This window comes from Priestia sp. J2 (genome assembly GCF_020790095.1).
Lineage (GTDB): Bacteria > Bacillota > Bacilli > Bacillales > Bacillaceae_H > Priestia > Priestia zanthoxyli.
Genome location: NZ_CP086208.1, coordinates 2,490,650 through 2,505,136, shown reverse-complemented (window position 1 = coordinate 2,505,136; position 14,487 = coordinate 2,490,650). Strand labels below are relative to the sequence as shown.

Below are 14,487 nucleotides of genomic sequence, written 5' to 3'. Positions count from 1 at the left end.
AAGAACAAAAGTCTCTGAAAGTCCTATATCCGTTCCAAATCTCACTGACTTCAGTCACTTTTTCTTCTTCCTGCATAGTAAACCAATCTTATCCTCGATTCCCAGATAAATACCATGTAGCATAGTATATAGACTAGTCATTGGAGGAATAACATGAAGAAAATAGTTACCAGAAGCCTTGTAGCGGCTGTTTTGTTCACAAGTCTCGCCGCTTGTGAAGACAAACAAGGCGATACGCACGTCACTTACAAAAAACCTCAACCTAAACATGCCCCTGGAGCAGACACCATTTCAGCAACAGATGAAACGATGGCGCCTGTAAGCAGGGTAGCGACAGAAGATGAAACCGATGATCGATTAGCGTTTGGCGAACAATCAAAACACGGTCAATATTATGTTTCACAACGGATGCACAATTTTATCCTGTTAAAGGAGCTAAACAAGTAAACACCCAGTACATTGTCGTATCCGTTCAGTTTCAGCGAACACCTAATGAACATTCGGCTGTAGTATTAAACGACACAACGTTTACATTACAAGACACAGCAACTTATCAAACCTACGAACCGTCTGATGGAGGAAATTTATCGACAGAAACCCCGCACACCCTGTGGACAGCTTTTCCATCACCGTCACTATCTGACGATGAACCACTTAACCTCGATGTTGCATTTAAAATTCCAAAAAAGGCCAACCATACGTATAACCTGTTAATTACACAGCAATCAGAACGAGCAGATGTGTTTAAGTTTGAAGAAGCCAAACAAGATTATTAATTACATACAGAAAAAAACGCCTATCTTTTGTTGTATAGAAAAAGAAGGCGTTTTTTTGTAAAACTATCTTGTTTCTCATAGAAAGAGCAAACGATAGACATAAAAAGAAAAAGAGAATAGACATAAAACGCGTTAGTGTAGTCAAGTTCAAAAAGAACGTGTATCATTGTAACTGCTGGTACCAAAAGATAGACATAAAATATAAATAAAAAAGTTATGAGAAAGGAAAAGGTGCGTACATCACGTTAAAGACATATGAATCATAAACATACAAAAACAACTACTGAATTTAGTAATAAAAAAATAAACATGCATTTAAATAGAAAGCTATCAGCCGCCATTATAGCTGCGTTTCTTTTTACTTTACTTTTTTGTTTTATGCCAGGTATAAAAGAATCAATTCCTAATTTTTCTATTAAAAAAACCAGTCCGAATTTCATTGATTTATTTCCTTTATACCTTTTATTTTTTACACCCTTCTTTTTAATAATGGGGACGTTAGGCACGGTTATCGTTGATTTATTAGTCAGTGCTTTTGTAAAAGACCGTGGTAAAAAAATTGATTTTATCATGTCATTCATATTTCACGCCATTTTTGGGTTATTAATGTTTGAATTCGGAATGTTGGGCGTCATTCTTATTTTTATTGTGGATCGCCTTCTTTCAATCCGTAAAGAAAACTATTCTTATTTATATCCACTGGGTTGCTTAGTACTGTCGGCCATTATTGGAACTCTCGTCTACTTCATTTTTACTATCGTTTAATAAAAAAATAATAAAAAAGAGACCCAATTGTTAGACTATATCTAACTTTTCAGGGTCTCTTTTTTGTTTTTTCTTGAAAGTTTGATTTATTTACTATGCGAATGTTTGGTAAATCAAAAAGATATTTAAACAAATAACTAATGCAGCTATCACCCAAGCTACAGTAGTTGTTGCTTTATGATTAACCAACCCGCCCATGATTTTTTTATTACTTGTAAACATGATAAGAGGTACAAGCGCAAATGCAATTCCGAACGATAAAATAACTTGACTGACAACTAGTGCACTTGTTGGATTTACGCCAAGTCCGATAATCAAAAGCGGCGGAATAATTGTAATGAAACGACGAAGATATAAAGGAATTCTGCGTTTAATAAATCCTTGCATGATGACATCTCCAGACATTGTTCCGACCGAAGAACTTGAAAGTCCTGAAGATAATAATCCAACACCGAACGCAATAGCTGCAAAAGGACCAATTAAATGTTCAAATTGTGTAAAAGCCACGTCCAAATCTTGCACGTTTAGTCCGTTTTTAAAGAATAGAGCGGCTGCGACAATCAGCATGCTTGCATTAATTGCACCAGCGATAATCATGGCAATCACAATATCGATAAATTCAAAGCGGAAAATCGCTTTTTTCTCCGATTCTGTAGTTCCTACCACGCGGCGCTGCGTAAGAGCTGAGTGCAAATAAATCGCGTGCGGCATAACTGTAGCACCTAAAATCCCAGAAGCTAACAGCACGCTGTCTGTCCCGTGAAACTGAGGGACAAATAAGCCCTGGACAACACTTGCGCCGTCTGGATGCGCAAGAAACATTTGAGTCCCAAAAGCTAATACCACAATAAAAACCATTGCCGCAATCGCTGCTTCTAGCAGTCGAACACCTCGTCTTTGTAACTCTAAAATAGCAAAAGAACCTACCGCTGCGATGAGTGCAGCTGGGAACAAAGGAATATGAAATAATAAATAAATTCCAAGAGCAGCCCCAATAAATTCTGCTAAATCCGTCGCCATAATGACTAATTCCCCTTGGATCCAAAGTCCAAAAGAAACGAAGGACGGGAAGTGTTCCTGTGCTATCTCGGGTAAATTCAAGCCTGTTGCAATACCTAATTTAGCTGATAACGATTGAATTAAGACAGCCATTAAGTTAGAAATTAATACAACCCAAAGCAACATGTATCCGTATTGAGAGCCTGCTGCGATGTTAGTAGCAAAATTACCTGGGTCAATATAAGCAACCGCTGCGATAAAGGCAGGCCCTAAGAAAGGTAATAATCGCTTAATTCCTTTTGTTTTACCCGACAATACGTCTTGAGCACTTAGCTGCATAGCTGATAATGCTTTACTGCCGTTTTGATCTTTCATGTCTAGTGCTCCTTTCTTTGATGAACAATAAATAGCCCAAGCTAATTTTTTTATATGAAGTATAAAATGTTTCCTTAATGCAAATTATATGCTAGTAAAGGTTCTTTTGACAATAAAAAAGTTTAGCAAGAAATATAAATCATCTTCAGCTGTTTTTTATCCCGTTTGGCACAATTCTTTAAATGCACACCCGTGACAGGAGGAAGGCGTATCTGTTTGAGGGAAATGCTCAAGCGGAAGAGGTTGATTTACCTCTGAGTGTTCCAAAAAAGTTTTCATATAGTCAATGCTTGTATCGACTTGCCGAAGAACAGCTTCAATTTCGTGAAGAGTAAGCTGATACGTACGCGCACTGCCTGAAAGCAAGTATTCGTTTCGGACTTTTATCTGATCAACGGAAATATTATATTCAGCTAGCACGTAGAGAGCGTAAATTGCCAGTTGAAACAAATCATCTTTTGTTTGTTTACTTGTTTTCCAATCAACAATCGTAAATTCGTCTGTGACTGGATTTTTAAAAAGGGAATGAAAAGGCGCATATACTTTATGGTCATACACATTTATAGAACGAAACGACTGAGGAGAATCTACTTCTAAAGAAGGTGAAGACACCACGTCGCAAAACGATTTACTTTGTAAAAAGTTATGTACACAAATGTGTACCCGCTTTTGCATGTCTTTAAGATCTTTTTTAGAGATATAGCCGTTTTCGTAGAATTCTAAAAGCATCTTATACTGAGCAGGCTTATGATACCAAAGCTCTCCATAGTCAGTAGAATCACGCAGTGCGTTATTTAGTAGCTGCTGTACTTTCTTCACTAAATTTTGTTCACCCGGGACAATCTGTGTAGATGTATAGTCAGAAATGGCTTCTGTAATCACCTGACGGACGGCTTGTCCTGCGTACATAGATAAAGTAGAAACCTTTTTTAAACGATAAGCGCTTTGAGACTGTGCAGAAGCGCTGTCAAGCCATCCGTTGTGTGAGACATAATAATGATATGCATACTTTCGTTTGCACTGTGTGATCATTTTATGCCTGGAATAGGACCATGAAAATCCAGGGAAATCAGTGATTTGAAACAAGCTATTCACATCCTTTTTCAAAAACTGCGCATAGGTTGGTCTATTAGTGTATTCGTATATGAGTTAAAATAGACTAAAAGTGTAGAGAGTGAATAGCTACGCATGCATATTATTTTGTGGATTCTTGCGAAATATGTATAAATAGAAAAAACTATTTAAAAATTGGTTGCTTTTTTCTATGGCAGATGTTATATTAATAAAGCGATGAGCTAATTTGTGTAAGTCGAAGGACATGCTTTCGAGCTAAACGTGTGAATGTGGTCACACGGTCCCCGCCACAAACGCATCAAAGACGTCCTGCGTGGACGTCTTTTTCATTTTATAAAAAAGAGAGCATATTGCTCTCTTTTTTTGTGATAACTTTTTGATCCCTTCTATAATTTCTGCCCCTTTTATTTACTGCAGCCAAACTTACTGTATTTGCACATTTGCCGCATATTGCATGGTTCCTCTTGTAGAGTTAATCACAATATCTACAACGTAAAAACCTTGATTTTCAGGAATCTTAAATTCATTATTTTTGACAAACAGCTTGGTTTTTTCACCATTATCTCTCCATATATGCACGCTCACGCCGCGAATATAAGCGCCGTCTAGGTTGGAAAAATGGAGCTTAACCAATTGTTGCTGCTTTAAAGGGATACTTTTTTGCTGCGATATGTATGTATATAAATCATATACATTTATTTCTTTTTTTGTTGTTGAACGGCCGTTTGACCAGTTAATAGAACCTTTGTGAAGGTGATAGGTATGTTCGTTGACCGCAAGCGCAGCTTCAGGTTTGTTTTGATCGTATTCTTCCTCTAGAAAGAAAGCACTGTTCTTAAGTAAAAGTAAGAAGAACACCGTAACAGCTCCTAGACCGCTTAAGACATATACACCACATTTTGCGGGTTGTACTTTCATAATAATTTCCTTTCACAGACCAATAATTAAGGAGGATAGGTACATAAAATTTCCACTTTTTCTATTCTAAACGATTACAAGTGAAATTACATTTATTGCTTTCTTTCTTCACAAAAAACAGGATAATAGTCATGTGTTTTCTATAAAAGATCCCCTTAGATCAAAATCAACCCCGCAGAAAAGGAAAATAAATGGAAATTAAAAGAGGGAATCTAAAAAATTTACAGAAGTTGATAAGTGATTTAAAATTATACAGAGGAAAAAAGCATTTCAAAAAAAGGGAGATTAGTAGGTTTTTTGTTCTACTTCCACTTCTTAAAAAGTCGTATTTTTCGTAAGAAACTGTAAAGTTATATTTTATAAAGGTGAACCAATACATATACAAACAAAAGGGACACAAAAAAGGGGGATCAGCATGGAAATTAGAGAACTAGAATTACATGATGCTGCAAACTTTGTAGATTTGCTTAAACAGATTGAAGAAGAAAGTAAGTTTATGCTGTTCGAAAGCGGAGAGCGAAAGCTGAGTACGGATCAGCAGGAGAAAAACATCGAAATCTTTAAGCAACAGCCAAACTCTACGATTATTGTAGCAGAAGAAAGCGAGATGCTTGTGGGATATATAGCTGCAACAGGGGGTGAAGCTAACCGAAACGCTCACATCGCTGCTCTGACATTAGGTATTCGAAAAACGTTTCAAAATCAAGGGATTGGTACGGCTTTATTCGCTGCGCTTGAGGAATGGGCAAGAGAACACCATATTCACCGTCTTGAGCTCACAGTCGCTGTACAGCATGAAAAGGCTCTTTCTTTATATGATAAAGTAGGATTCGAAATTGAAGGAACGAAAAAACATTCCCTGCGAATTGGCGGTTTGTTTATTGATGAGTACTATATGTCTAAATTGCTGAATTAAAAAGAAACGACGTTTAAAGACGCCGTTTCTTTTTTTAGCTTCCTCTATAAATTTGGTATCCCCACGGTGATACAAGCAAAGGGATGTGATAATGTTCTTGTTCAGAAGACAATCCGACTCGAACAGAAACTTGATTTAAAAAGGGCGGATTTGTTGTTTGGACTTCTTGTTTTTTATAGTATTCCCCAATATGGAACAAAAGTTCATAATCTCCTGATTCAAACGCTTCAGAAGAGAAGAGCGGGTTTGCTAATCTTCCGTCTTCATTTGTAGTACCATGAGAAAGCTTTATTCGTTTACTTTCTGACTGGATGTGATAGAAATCAACTTTGACGAAAGCAGCCGGACATCCGTGAGTGAGGTCTAAAATATGCGTTGTAATTTTAGTCATGCTCGTTTCTTTGTCTCCTTATCTTCAGTAATTTTATCAGTTAAACGAAAGAAAGCAATTTTATATACTTCTTCTAACGCTGTAGCAAACTCCGTTTGTTTGGTATTCTGTAAGCGACTTTGCATTGCCTCGTAAATATCTTCTTTTTGTTTACCTCGTACTGCCAAAATAAAAGGGAAAGGAAACTTTTCCATATACATTCCATTAAGAGAAGAAAACTGTTCATACTCATTTTGTGTTAAGTTTTGTAAGCCTGCTTTTGTTTGTTCTTCAGTAGAAGCAGATGTCATAGCGATATTTTCACCTAGATTTGGATGAGCTTTCAGCAACTTAAGCTGTTTTTCTACAGATGCTTGCGCTACAATTTCTTTCATCTTTCCATGAAGTTGTTCAACGGACGAGAAAGGGCGCTTAGAATAAGCTTCTTCTGCAACCCAAGGTGAATGTTCAAATATATCGCCAACTAATGAGACAAAATGCTGCTTGCTAAGCTGATTTACATACTGCACAGATACATTATTCATACTAAACCACCTTTACTTTATTTCTGAATAATCTGTCTTCTCTAAAGAGACAGAAGGTACTTTTCGTTCAACCGATGCGTTAAAAAAGAGATTTAATAAAATGGCAGCTAAACTTCCAGTAATAACTCCATCGCTTACAATCACACGCAAAGCATATGGGAGCTGGGCGAATAAATCAGGTACCACCGTTACACCAAGACCCAGCGAAAGAGAGCACGCAATAATCAGCAAATTTTCTTGTTTAGCCAAATCAACAGCGCTTAGCATTTTGATGCCTGATGAAATAACTAAACCAAACAACACGACCATTGCTCCTCCTAAAACAGGAGTAGGAATAATGGTCGTAAAAGCAGCTATTTTAGGAACAAGTCCCAATAATACGAGAATAAAGCCGGCTACTACCACTACATTTTTTGTTTTTACTTTCGATAATTGAACCAGTCCTACATTCTGAGCGAATGTATTGTAAGGAAAAGCATTAAATAGCCCTCCAAGAACAATGGCGATTCCTTCGGCACGGTAGCCTTTTGTAAAATCTTTTTCAGTTAATTCCCGATCACACAGTTTTCCTAACGCTAAAAATACGCCTGTAGACTCAATAATAATGACCAAGCATACGAGAATCATCGTTAAAATCGGTCCAATTTCAAAAGTGGGCATCCCAAAATAAAAAGGAGTGGGAATGTGCAGCCAAGAAGCTTCATTAAAGTTAGTAAAATTAACTTTTCCCATTAATACAGCGGCTATTGTTCCGGCTACAATTCCAATCAACACAGAAAGAGAACGAAGGAAACCGCTGAAAAATCGATTTAAAATTAAAATAAGCGCTAGAACACCAAAAGATAGAAGAAGATTAGAAAGAGAACCAAAATCTTTACTTCCTACTCCTCCTGCCATATTTCGGACAGCGGATGGTACAAGTGATAAACCAATCATCGTCACAACCGTTCCTGTGACAACTGGAGGAAAAAATTTAATAATTTTGCCTAAAAAACTTGCTGCCAGTACGATGAAAATACCACCGGCAATAATCGCTCCGTAAACAGCGCTAATTCCATATTGAGTTCCAATCGCAATCATAGGAGTCACCGCTACAAATGAACTTCCAAGTACAACAGGAAGACCAATCCCAAACCACCTGTTCGTCCAAGCCTGCAGCAGCGTAGCTAGTCCGCAGGTCAGTAAATCGATGGCTACGAGATAGGCTAAGTCATGTGCATTTAAATTTAATGCGCGTCCTACCATCAGCGGAACGAGAATGGCACCCGCATACATAGCGAGTACGTGCTGTAATCCCAATGAAGCTAGTTGAAACGGTCGATTTTGGTTATTCACCTAAAAACCTCCTTTAATTATATCACATGTAATGTTAATAAATATTACATTTAGAATGATACATTAATAGTAAAATGTTTTTTAAGGGATGTCATTAGTCAAGTTGACCAAAAACAGAGGTTTCAATATCTCCTTTTTTACAATATATAGAGAAGTAGGTAAGCTACCGTGTAAAAAGATGTTACATTCCTTTTTTAGTATCAACTCTTAATACCAAGTGATATAATTTTTGTATATATTTTCAACTAATAGAGAGAAGAGGAAACACTTATGTATAATATTGCGGCTCACACATGTAAATTTTTATTAAAAAGAAGGGGGAAGTTTCAGGTAAGGAACAGAGAGTATCTGCCAGCGGATACAGGCTTTGTGATCGCTTGTTCGCATAAGGGATGGGTAGACGTTGTAGCGCTTGGTGCGGCTATTTTGCCTCACCAAATTCATTTTATGGCAAAAAAGGAGCTTTTTAATCATATACTCACTAGTAATGTATTAAAAAAACTTAACGCATTCCCAGTAGATCGTAACAACCCAGGACCCAGCAGCATTAAAACACCTATTAAATTAGCAAAAGAAGGACATATCGTCGGGATTTTCCCTAGCGGCACGCGAACAGAGGAAGACGTTCCCTTAAAAAGAGGAGCAGTCACTATAGCAAGTATGGCAAAGGTTCCTATTGTACCCGCAGTTTACAAAGGACCCGAAAATGTAAAAGAGATATTTTCAAAGGAGCCCGTTGTCATTTCCTTTGGGAAGCCCTTCTATCTTGCTGAAGGAAAGCTGACAAAAGATCGGCTCGCCGACGTGTCAAATCACTTAACAGCTTCGATTCGTGCGTTAGAGGAAACAGAAACATAACTTCATAGCGGAGGTGCATCATGAAGGATTGGGTACAGAGAAAGCTAAACGATGTGATTAGTGATGATGTGCAGGCAAAAATGAAAGAAAAGATGGCTGAAAGCGGTGTAACCGTTCCTATATCCGCTTCTATGCTCATGCGGATTTTTCAAAAGCAAATGACAAAGCAAGATCAAATTCAGCAATTTTCTATTTCATTTCAAGACTCCTATATTCACGTGAATGGAATTATTAAAAAATTTCTGGTGAGAATTCCATTTTCTATTGTGCTAGAACCTCTTGAAGCAAAAGAACGTACGCTTGTATTCAAAATCCATGAAATGAAACCTCTTAATCAAAATTGGATCAACTATCGAATTTTTCATAAGCCGCCTGTTACTACGTATGAAGAAAAACAAATTCATATCAACCTCAATGAAATTGATAAAGTGAAAGTCATTCCAGTAGGAAAAATCAAACAATTTTCAATACAAGATGAAAAGCTTCGAGTGAAAATTGGTTTATAAATGGTTGTAAATAAAATGTAGAAATAGTTTTTTTAGAAAGAAAACCTTTTCAATTCAGCACTTAATTCGATTAGGTGCTATTTCTTTATAATTTTTATAAAATTTTTAGAATTTTTCGTCTCTAACTATTGTGACACGCTTCCCTAAAGTTGTACAATGTAACTTATATAGAGGTTTAAGCGAAAAACCCGTAAATATAAAGAGCAAGGAGAAACAACTATGACAACTTATTCAATCGATGTGACACTAAGTCAAACAAAAAAAGAAAAGCCGCAATCTGATCAATTGCAATTCGGGAAAATCTTCACGGACCATATGTTCATTATGGATTATACAGAAGGCCAAGGCTGGCACGATGCTCGTATTGTACCTTATCAACCTATCACATTAGATCCGGCATCTATGATCTTTCATTACGGGCAGTCTGTTTTTGAAGGACTAAAAGCATATGTAACAAAAAAAGAGCAAGTATTATTATTTAGACCAGATGAGAATTTCAAACGTTTAAATAAATCAAACGATCGTCTTTGTATTCCTCATGTTGACGAAGACTTAGCATTAGAAGCGTTAAAACAGCTGATTAAAATTGACCGCGAATGGATTCCTACTGCTGAAGGTACATCACTATACATTCGTCCATTTGTCATCGCGACAGAGCCTTACTTAGGAGTAGCGCCATCTGACCGCTACCAATTTATCATTATTCTATCTCCAGTTGGCTCATATTATAAAGAAGGGATTGCTCCTGTAAAAATTGCGGTTGAAAGCGAATTTGTTCGTGCTGTAGCCGGAGGGACAGGGACTGCTAAAACAGGTGGAAACTATGCTTCAAGCTTAAAAGCTCAGCAGCTTTCTGACTCAAAAGGCTATTCACAAGTACTGTGGTTAGACGGAGTTGAACGCAAGTACATTGAAGAAGTAGGAAGCATGAATATTTTCTTCAAAATTGATGGAGAAGTAGTAACTCCATCTGTGAACGGAAGCATTTTAGAAGGAATTACGCGTAAATCCATCATTGAGCTGCTAAAACACTGGGATATGCCTGTAACTGAGCGCCGTATTTCTATGGAAGAAATTAAGCAAGCTTATTCGGAAGGCAAACTAGAAGAGGCATTTGGAACAGGTACAGCTGCAGTTATTTCTCCGATTGGCGAGCTATTTTGGAATAACGAGAAAATGGTCATCAACGGTGGAAACACAGGAGAAGTATCACAAAAACTGTATGACACTCTAACAGGTATTCAAAATGGTACAGTGGAAGATCCATTCGGCTGGGCAGTGGAAGTAGAATAAATTTCGGTAATCGAATATCTTTTTACGTAAAAGAAGCGGGACAGCTCCCGCTTCTTTTTTTGTTTGCTGTCGAATAGTCCAAAAGAAATAAGTTATTTTTTGAATATTTAGAACTATTTATATACTTTTATTGTAAAATAAAATATAATTATCCTTATAAAAGCAATACGTTGTCTTTATTGAAATTCACAGCATTACTTATTCGTTATATAAGGGGGAGAACAAAATGCTCTTTTTATCACATGATGAAAAAATTAAACAGCTGGCTTCACACTTAGCTGAACGACTCGAATGGGAATTAAACCAAGAAACCTCAGATGAACAAATGCACGTGCTCATCGGCTACTTATTTGCTTCTCATTTAATCGAGCACCGTCCTACAGGTTATTACGTAAGGTCTCAATACCCTGAGCAGCTAAAAGATTTATATGAAACTTTACACGTCCACCAATAAATTATCTCTTCCTCTTTTGTCCTATATCGTGTAGAATTTTAGAAAATATATGATTTTCTAGTTGATGGCAGAGCTAGGATATAGCGTGGTGTGGCATTTACCTTTAAATGATTAAGTAATGGCTTTAGAGGTGAATAATGTTAGCGCAGATTAAAGAAATGAGTTTAGATAAAAATCGTCGTAATCCACATTACCGCGTGTTGTTGCAGTGTCCAGACGGGAGTGAACTATTCATTCACTTTAATTATACATACCGATCAAAAACATATTGGTCAAGAGATGTATATTACAACAATGTTCATAAAAAATCTCAGCTTGCTTGGTATACCCAAAGCGTAGAGGAAATGACTGCTCAGCAGTTTCTTGAAGAGCTAGGAGCTATAGTAAATGAACATTTCAACTTTACACTGCGACGATAACCAAGAAAAGCATCCTTTAACAAGGGTGCTTTTCTTGGTTATTTTACATAAATAAGGACAGAATAATATATATTCTCTTTTTGAAAGTGAAAGGTGGAAAGCTCATGGCGCAAATCGTAATGTGGGTGCTTTTTATCGGTCCTTGGCTATTGCTTTTTGCAGTTGATAAAGAGCGAGTAAAGCGGTATATGGCTGTATCGCTATTCGGAGTGGTATTGTTAACGGTGGTTTTTCAAATCGCAGATCGCTTTAACTGGTGGGAAGTCAATGAAACTCTTTTTTTCTTTGTTAATATGACGCCTTTTCCTTTTGGCATATTTATAATAGGAACGCTTTTTATTTTTTATTTTACCTATCCTGGCTTTTGGATGTTTATGATTATCAATGCAGCGTTCGATTTATTTCAGGCATTTATCATGAGTCCTATCTTTGAAAAACTAGACATTTATACACTGAAGGGAATGAATCATTTTTTATTATTTGTACTAATGATGGTTATTGCTGTTCTACTTTTTCTTTATCAAAAGTGGCAAGATACTGCGTTTAAGTTATCTATCAAGTGATAGAGAGACAGGTTGTGTTTTATCGTTAACTTTTATATAATGAACGTATAAAACCCTCTATTTATATCGGAAATAGAGGTGTTTTTACTGTGAAAAAGATACAAAATGGCAAAATATCTGCGGATGAACATCATTTTTCGCAAAAAAATTAAAATAATGTAAAAGTTTATGTTAAAATGGCAATGTTGCGTGAACGAATTAACTAACTTTACGCAAGAATGCTATTTACATACGTAAGAAGGAGAGAGATTTAAGATGGCAAAGACGTTAATTTTTGGACATAAAAATCCTGACACAGATACAATCTGTTCTGCAATTGCATACGCTGATTTAAAGAATAAATTAGGTGTAGACGCTGAACCAATTCGATTAGGCGATATTAACGGTGAAACGCAATTCGCTCTTGAAAAGTTCAACGCTGAACTACCACGTTTCGTTGATGAAGTATCTAAAGAAACAAATGAAGTTATTTTAGTGGACCACAACGAACGCCAGCAAAGTGCAAACGATATTGATCAAGTTCGTGTGCTTGAAGTAATTGATCATCACCGTATTGCTAACTTCGAAACAGCAGATCCTTTATACTATCGTGCAGAGCCAGTTGGATGTACGGCAACGATCTTAAACAAGATGTATAAAGAAAACGGCGTAGAAATCGAACCTAACATCGCAGGTCTTATGCTATCAGCTATCATTTCTGATTCTTTATTATTCAAATCACCAACTTGCACAGACCAAGACGTTGCAGCTGCTAAAGAATTAGCGGAAATTGCAGGCGTAGATGCAGAAGAGTACGGATTAGCAATGCTAAAAGCTGGAGCTGACTTAGGTGATAAAACAGCTTCACAATTAATTTCATTAGATGCTAAAGAATTCAGCATGGGCACAAGCAAAGTTGAAATTGCACAAGTGAATGCAATTGACGTAAACGACGTTTTAGTGCGCAAAGTTGAATTGGAAGAAGCGATTACTAAAACAATCGAAGAAAAAGGATTACAATTATTCCTTTTAGTTGTTACAGATATTTTAAACAGCAACTCTACTGCATTAGCATTAGGTTCTGCTGCTTCAAAAGTAGAAGAAGCATACAACGTAACGCTTGAAAACAATACAGCTGTCTTAGAAGGCGTTGTATCACGTAAAAAACAAGTAGTACCTGTATTAACATCTGTATTTGCTTAATAAAAAAACGGTTCGTGTCTACACACGAACCGTTTTTTTGTCTATTTGCACGTTAAGCCAATTTAGTATATCTTCTATCACTTCATCTTTATTTAATTCATTCAGCAACTCATGACGGCACTCTTTAAAAAAACGGTAACTTACATCCTGTAATCCTGCCTTTTTAAAGTCGTTATATACTTTGACTACGCCTTTTGTATAGCTGCCTACTGGATCATGTTCTCCAGATACCAAATAAATAGGCAGGCTTGATGGAACTAGCTTTATATTAGCTAAGTTAGAGATTTGTTTGATTCCTGTTAGTAAGTCATAGAAAAACCCCGCTGTGAAAACCCCACCGCAATAAGGGTCATTTACATATAAATCTACAGCTTCATTATCTTGACTTAACCAATCAAAAGGTGTCCGAGCAGGATGAAATGATTTATTGTATTGTCCAAAAGAGAGTTTATCAAGCAAAGGGCTAGGAGATCGTAACCCTTTTCTCTTTATCTCTATTTGCGCAGCTAATATACCTCCCTGCAGTGAAAGGGAAGGAATGCTGCCAGTACCTGAGAGTATCACACCATGAATGTGCTCTGTATCCAATTGAATATATCTTCTCGTTAGAAAAGACCCCATGCTGTGACCGAAAAGAAAGATCGGTAGGTCGGAGTGTTCCGTCGAAATGTGCTTAGTCAGAGCAATCATGTCGTAGACTACTGTATCAAAACCATTTTCTTCAGCAAAAAAACGCTTGTCTTCATCTTTTAAAGCTGTTTGACCGTGACCTCGGTGATCATTCCCATATACGATATATCCATGTTGCGTTAATACATTAGCAAAGTACTCGTAGCGTCCAATATGTTCGGCCATCCCATGGGCTATTTGGACAACGCCTTTTGCAGAATGGTTTTCAACATTCCATTTTTGTGCAAATATTTCTTTTTCTTGATGACCTCTGTAATAAAAGGATTGTTTCATGCTCAGCATCCACCTTCTGTTTTCCTGTAAAATAAGGGATATATGTATATATTATACTAATTTATGCAGGTGATTTTACTATTTTAAAATAAAAAATGATTATTTTGTCATAAACCTTTACAAACCTTTGTGTGATTTGTTAAATTAGTATTTATATTAAAAATTATTAAACAATT

The 14,487-nt window shown here is 36.7% G+C and carries 17 protein-coding genes; 10 read left to right on the top strand and 7 right to left on the bottom strand.

Annotation, left to right across the window (positions count from 1 at the left end; translation table 11 throughout):
* Positions 1-153 precede the first annotated feature (153 nt).
* Positions 154-447: a hypothetical protein gene (locus tag LJY09_RS12575; protein WP_228307764.1), complete on the top strand. Its 294-nt coding sequence runs from the start codon at positions 154-156 to the stop codon at positions 445-447.
* Between the two features lie 584 nt (positions 448-1,031).
* A complete protein-coding gene (locus LJY09_RS12570) occupies positions 1,032-1,541 on the top strand; it encodes a hypothetical protein (RefSeq protein WP_154972962.1) in 510 nt (169 codons plus the stop codon).
* Positions 1,542-1,634: 93 nt separating this feature from the next.
* On the opposite strand, the gene LJY09_RS12565 is transcribed toward LJY09_RS12570, so the two are convergent.
* The 3 genes from LJY09_RS12565 to LJY09_RS12555 all read right to left on the bottom strand — a co-directional run bounded on the left by LJY09_RS12565 (position 1,635) and on the right by LJY09_RS12555 (position 4,907).
* Positions 1,635-2,915: an Nramp family divalent metal transporter gene (locus LJY09_RS12565; RefSeq protein WP_154972961.1), complete on the bottom strand. Its 1,281-nt coding sequence runs from the start codon at positions 2,913-2,915 to the stop codon at positions 1,635-1,637.
* Between the two features lie 156 nt (positions 2,916-3,071).
* Positions 3,072-4,010 carry a PD-(D/E)XK nuclease family protein gene (locus LJY09_RS12560; protein WP_228307779.1) on the bottom strand — a complete coding sequence of 313 codons (939 nt, stop codon included), beginning with the start codon at positions 4,008-4,010 and terminating at the stop codon, positions 3,072-3,074.
* A 402-nt stretch (positions 4,011-4,412) separates the two neighbouring features.
* Positions 4,413-4,907, bottom strand: a complete 495-nt coding sequence (locus LJY09_RS12555; RefSeq protein ID WP_154972959.1) for a hypothetical protein — start codon at positions 4,905-4,907, stop codon at positions 4,413-4,415.
* Between the two features lie 415 nt (positions 4,908-5,322).
* Here LJY09_RS12555 and LJY09_RS12550 point away from each other — a divergent pair, with 415 nt between their 5' ends.
* Positions 5,323-5,823 (top strand): GNAT family N-acetyltransferase, encoded by a 501-nt coding sequence (locus LJY09_RS12550; protein WP_028413183.1) that lies wholly within the window; start codon positions 5,323-5,325, stop codon positions 5,821-5,823.
* A 34-nt stretch (positions 5,824-5,857) separates the two neighbouring features.
* On the opposite strand, the gene uraH is transcribed toward LJY09_RS12550, so the two are convergent.
* The 3 genes from uraH to LJY09_RS12535 are packed head-to-tail and all read right to left on the bottom strand — an operon-like array spanning position 5,858 to position 8,073.
* Complete coding sequence (gene uraH / locus LJY09_RS12545; RefSeq protein WP_033579098.1) at positions 5,858-6,214, bottom strand: hydroxyisourate hydrolase; 357 nt, start codon at positions 6,212-6,214, stop codon at positions 5,858-5,860.
* Positions 6,211-6,738: a 2-oxo-4-hydroxy-4-carboxy-5-ureidoimidazoline decarboxylase gene (uraD, locus tag LJY09_RS12540; protein ID WP_028413185.1), complete on the bottom strand. Its 528-nt coding sequence runs from the start codon at positions 6,736-6,738 to the stop codon at positions 6,211-6,213. Before uraD ends, uraH begins: the two co-directional genes overlap by 4 nt.
* Positions 6,739-6,750: 12 nt before the next feature.
* A complete protein-coding gene (locus tag LJY09_RS12535) occupies positions 6,751-8,073 on the bottom strand; it encodes a nucleobase:cation symporter-2 family protein (RefSeq protein ID WP_154972957.1) in 1,323 nt (440 codons plus the stop codon).
* 270 nt (positions 8,074-8,343) lie between these two features.
* Here LJY09_RS12535 and LJY09_RS12530 point away from each other — a divergent pair, with 270 nt between their 5' ends.
* The 7 genes from LJY09_RS12530 (at position 8,344) to LJY09_RS12500 (ending at position 13,348) form a co-directional block, all read left to right on the top strand.
* Positions 8,344-8,931, top strand: a complete 588-nt coding sequence (locus LJY09_RS12530) for a lysophospholipid acyltransferase family protein (protein ID WP_228307763.1) — start codon at positions 8,344-8,346, stop codon at positions 8,929-8,931.
* Positions 8,932-8,951: 20 nt separating this feature from the next.
* Complete coding sequence (locus tag LJY09_RS12525; RefSeq protein WP_028413188.1) at positions 8,952-9,437, top strand: hypothetical protein; 486 nt, start codon at positions 8,952-8,954, stop codon at positions 9,435-9,437.
* 219 nt (positions 9,438-9,656) lie between these two features.
* Positions 9,657-10,730: a branched-chain amino acid aminotransferase gene (locus LJY09_RS12520; protein WP_028413189.1), complete on the top strand. Its 1,074-nt coding sequence runs from the start codon at positions 9,657-9,659 to the stop codon at positions 10,728-10,730.
* 226 nt (positions 10,731-10,956) lie between these two features.
* On the top strand, positions 10,957-11,184 hold the full coding sequence (locus tag LJY09_RS12515) for a hypothetical protein (protein WP_028413190.1): 228 nt from the start codon (positions 10,957-10,959) through the stop codon (positions 11,182-11,184).
* 137 nt (positions 11,185-11,321) lie between these two features.
* Complete coding sequence (locus LJY09_RS12510) at positions 11,322-11,603, top strand: hypothetical protein (RefSeq protein WP_028413191.1); 282 nt, start codon at positions 11,322-11,324, stop codon at positions 11,601-11,603.
* Between the two features lie 104 nt (positions 11,604-11,707).
* Positions 11,708-12,166: a hypothetical protein gene (locus LJY09_RS12505; protein WP_028413192.1), complete on the top strand. Its 459-nt coding sequence runs from the start codon at positions 11,708-11,710 to the stop codon at positions 12,164-12,166.
* Positions 12,167-12,421: 255 nt separating this feature from the next.
* A complete protein-coding gene (locus tag LJY09_RS12500; protein WP_014459925.1) occupies positions 12,422-13,348 on the top strand; it encodes a manganese-dependent inorganic pyrophosphatase in 927 nt (308 codons plus the stop codon).
* Between the two features lie 18 nt (positions 13,349-13,366).
* On the opposite strand, the gene LJY09_RS12495 is transcribed toward LJY09_RS12500, so the two are convergent.
* The gene (locus tag LJY09_RS12495) at positions 13,367-14,311 is read right to left on the bottom strand and encodes an alpha/beta hydrolase (RefSeq protein WP_028413193.1); all 945 of its coding nucleotides are present in this window, start codon (positions 14,309-14,311) and stop codon (positions 13,367-13,369) included.
* Positions 14,312-14,487 lie beyond the last annotated feature (176 nt).

Excerpts from the sequence above, each read along its gene's own strand:
- LJY09_RS12575 (WP_228307764.1), top strand. The coding sequence starts at position 154 with ATGAAGAAAATAGTTACCAGAAGCCTTGTAGCGGCTGTTTTGTTCACA.
- LJY09_RS12570 (WP_154972962.1), top strand. The coding sequence starts at position 1,032 with ATGAATCATAAACATACAAAAACAACTACTGAATTTAGTAATAAAAAA.
- LJY09_RS12565 (WP_154972961.1), bottom strand. The coding sequence starts at position 2,915 with ATGAAAGATCAAAACGGCAGTAAAGCATTATCAGCTATGCAGCTAAGT.
- LJY09_RS12555 (WP_154972959.1), bottom strand. The coding sequence starts at position 4,907 with ATGAAAGTACAACCCGCAAAATGTGGTGTATATGTCTTAAGCGGTCTA.
- LJY09_RS12550 (WP_028413183.1), top strand. The coding sequence starts at position 5,323 with ATGGAAATTAGAGAACTAGAATTACATGATGCTGCAAACTTTGTAGAT.
- uraH (WP_033579098.1), bottom strand. The coding sequence starts at position 6,214 with ATGACTAAAATTACAACGCATATTTTAGACCTCACTCACGGATGTCCG.
- uraD (WP_028413185.1), bottom strand. The coding sequence starts at position 6,738 with ATGAATAATGTATCTGTGCAGTATGTAAATCAGCTTAGCAAGCAGCAT.
- LJY09_RS12530 (WP_228307763.1), top strand. The coding sequence starts at position 8,344 with ATGTATAATATTGCGGCTCACACATGTAAATTTTTATTAAAAAGAAGG.
- LJY09_RS12525 (WP_028413188.1), top strand. The coding sequence starts at position 8,952 with ATGAAGGATTGGGTACAGAGAAAGCTAAACGATGTGATTAGTGATGAT.
- LJY09_RS12520 (WP_028413189.1), top strand. The coding sequence starts at position 9,657 with ATGACAACTTATTCAATCGATGTGACACTAAGTCAAACAAAAAAAGAA.
- LJY09_RS12515 (WP_028413190.1), top strand. The coding sequence starts at position 10,957 with ATGCTCTTTTTATCACATGATGAAAAAATTAAACAGCTGGCTTCACAC.
- LJY09_RS12510 (WP_028413191.1), top strand. The coding sequence starts at position 11,322 with ATGTTAGCGCAGATTAAAGAAATGAGTTTAGATAAAAATCGTCGTAAT.
- LJY09_RS12505 (WP_028413192.1), top strand. The coding sequence starts at position 11,708 with ATGGCGCAAATCGTAATGTGGGTGCTTTTTATCGGTCCTTGGCTATTG.
- LJY09_RS12500 (WP_014459925.1), top strand. The coding sequence starts at position 12,422 with ATGGCAAAGACGTTAATTTTTGGACATAAAAATCCTGACACAGATACA.
- LJY09_RS12495 (WP_028413193.1), bottom strand. The coding sequence starts at position 14,311 with ATGAAACAATCCTTTTATTACAGAGGTCATCAAGAAAAAGAAATATTT.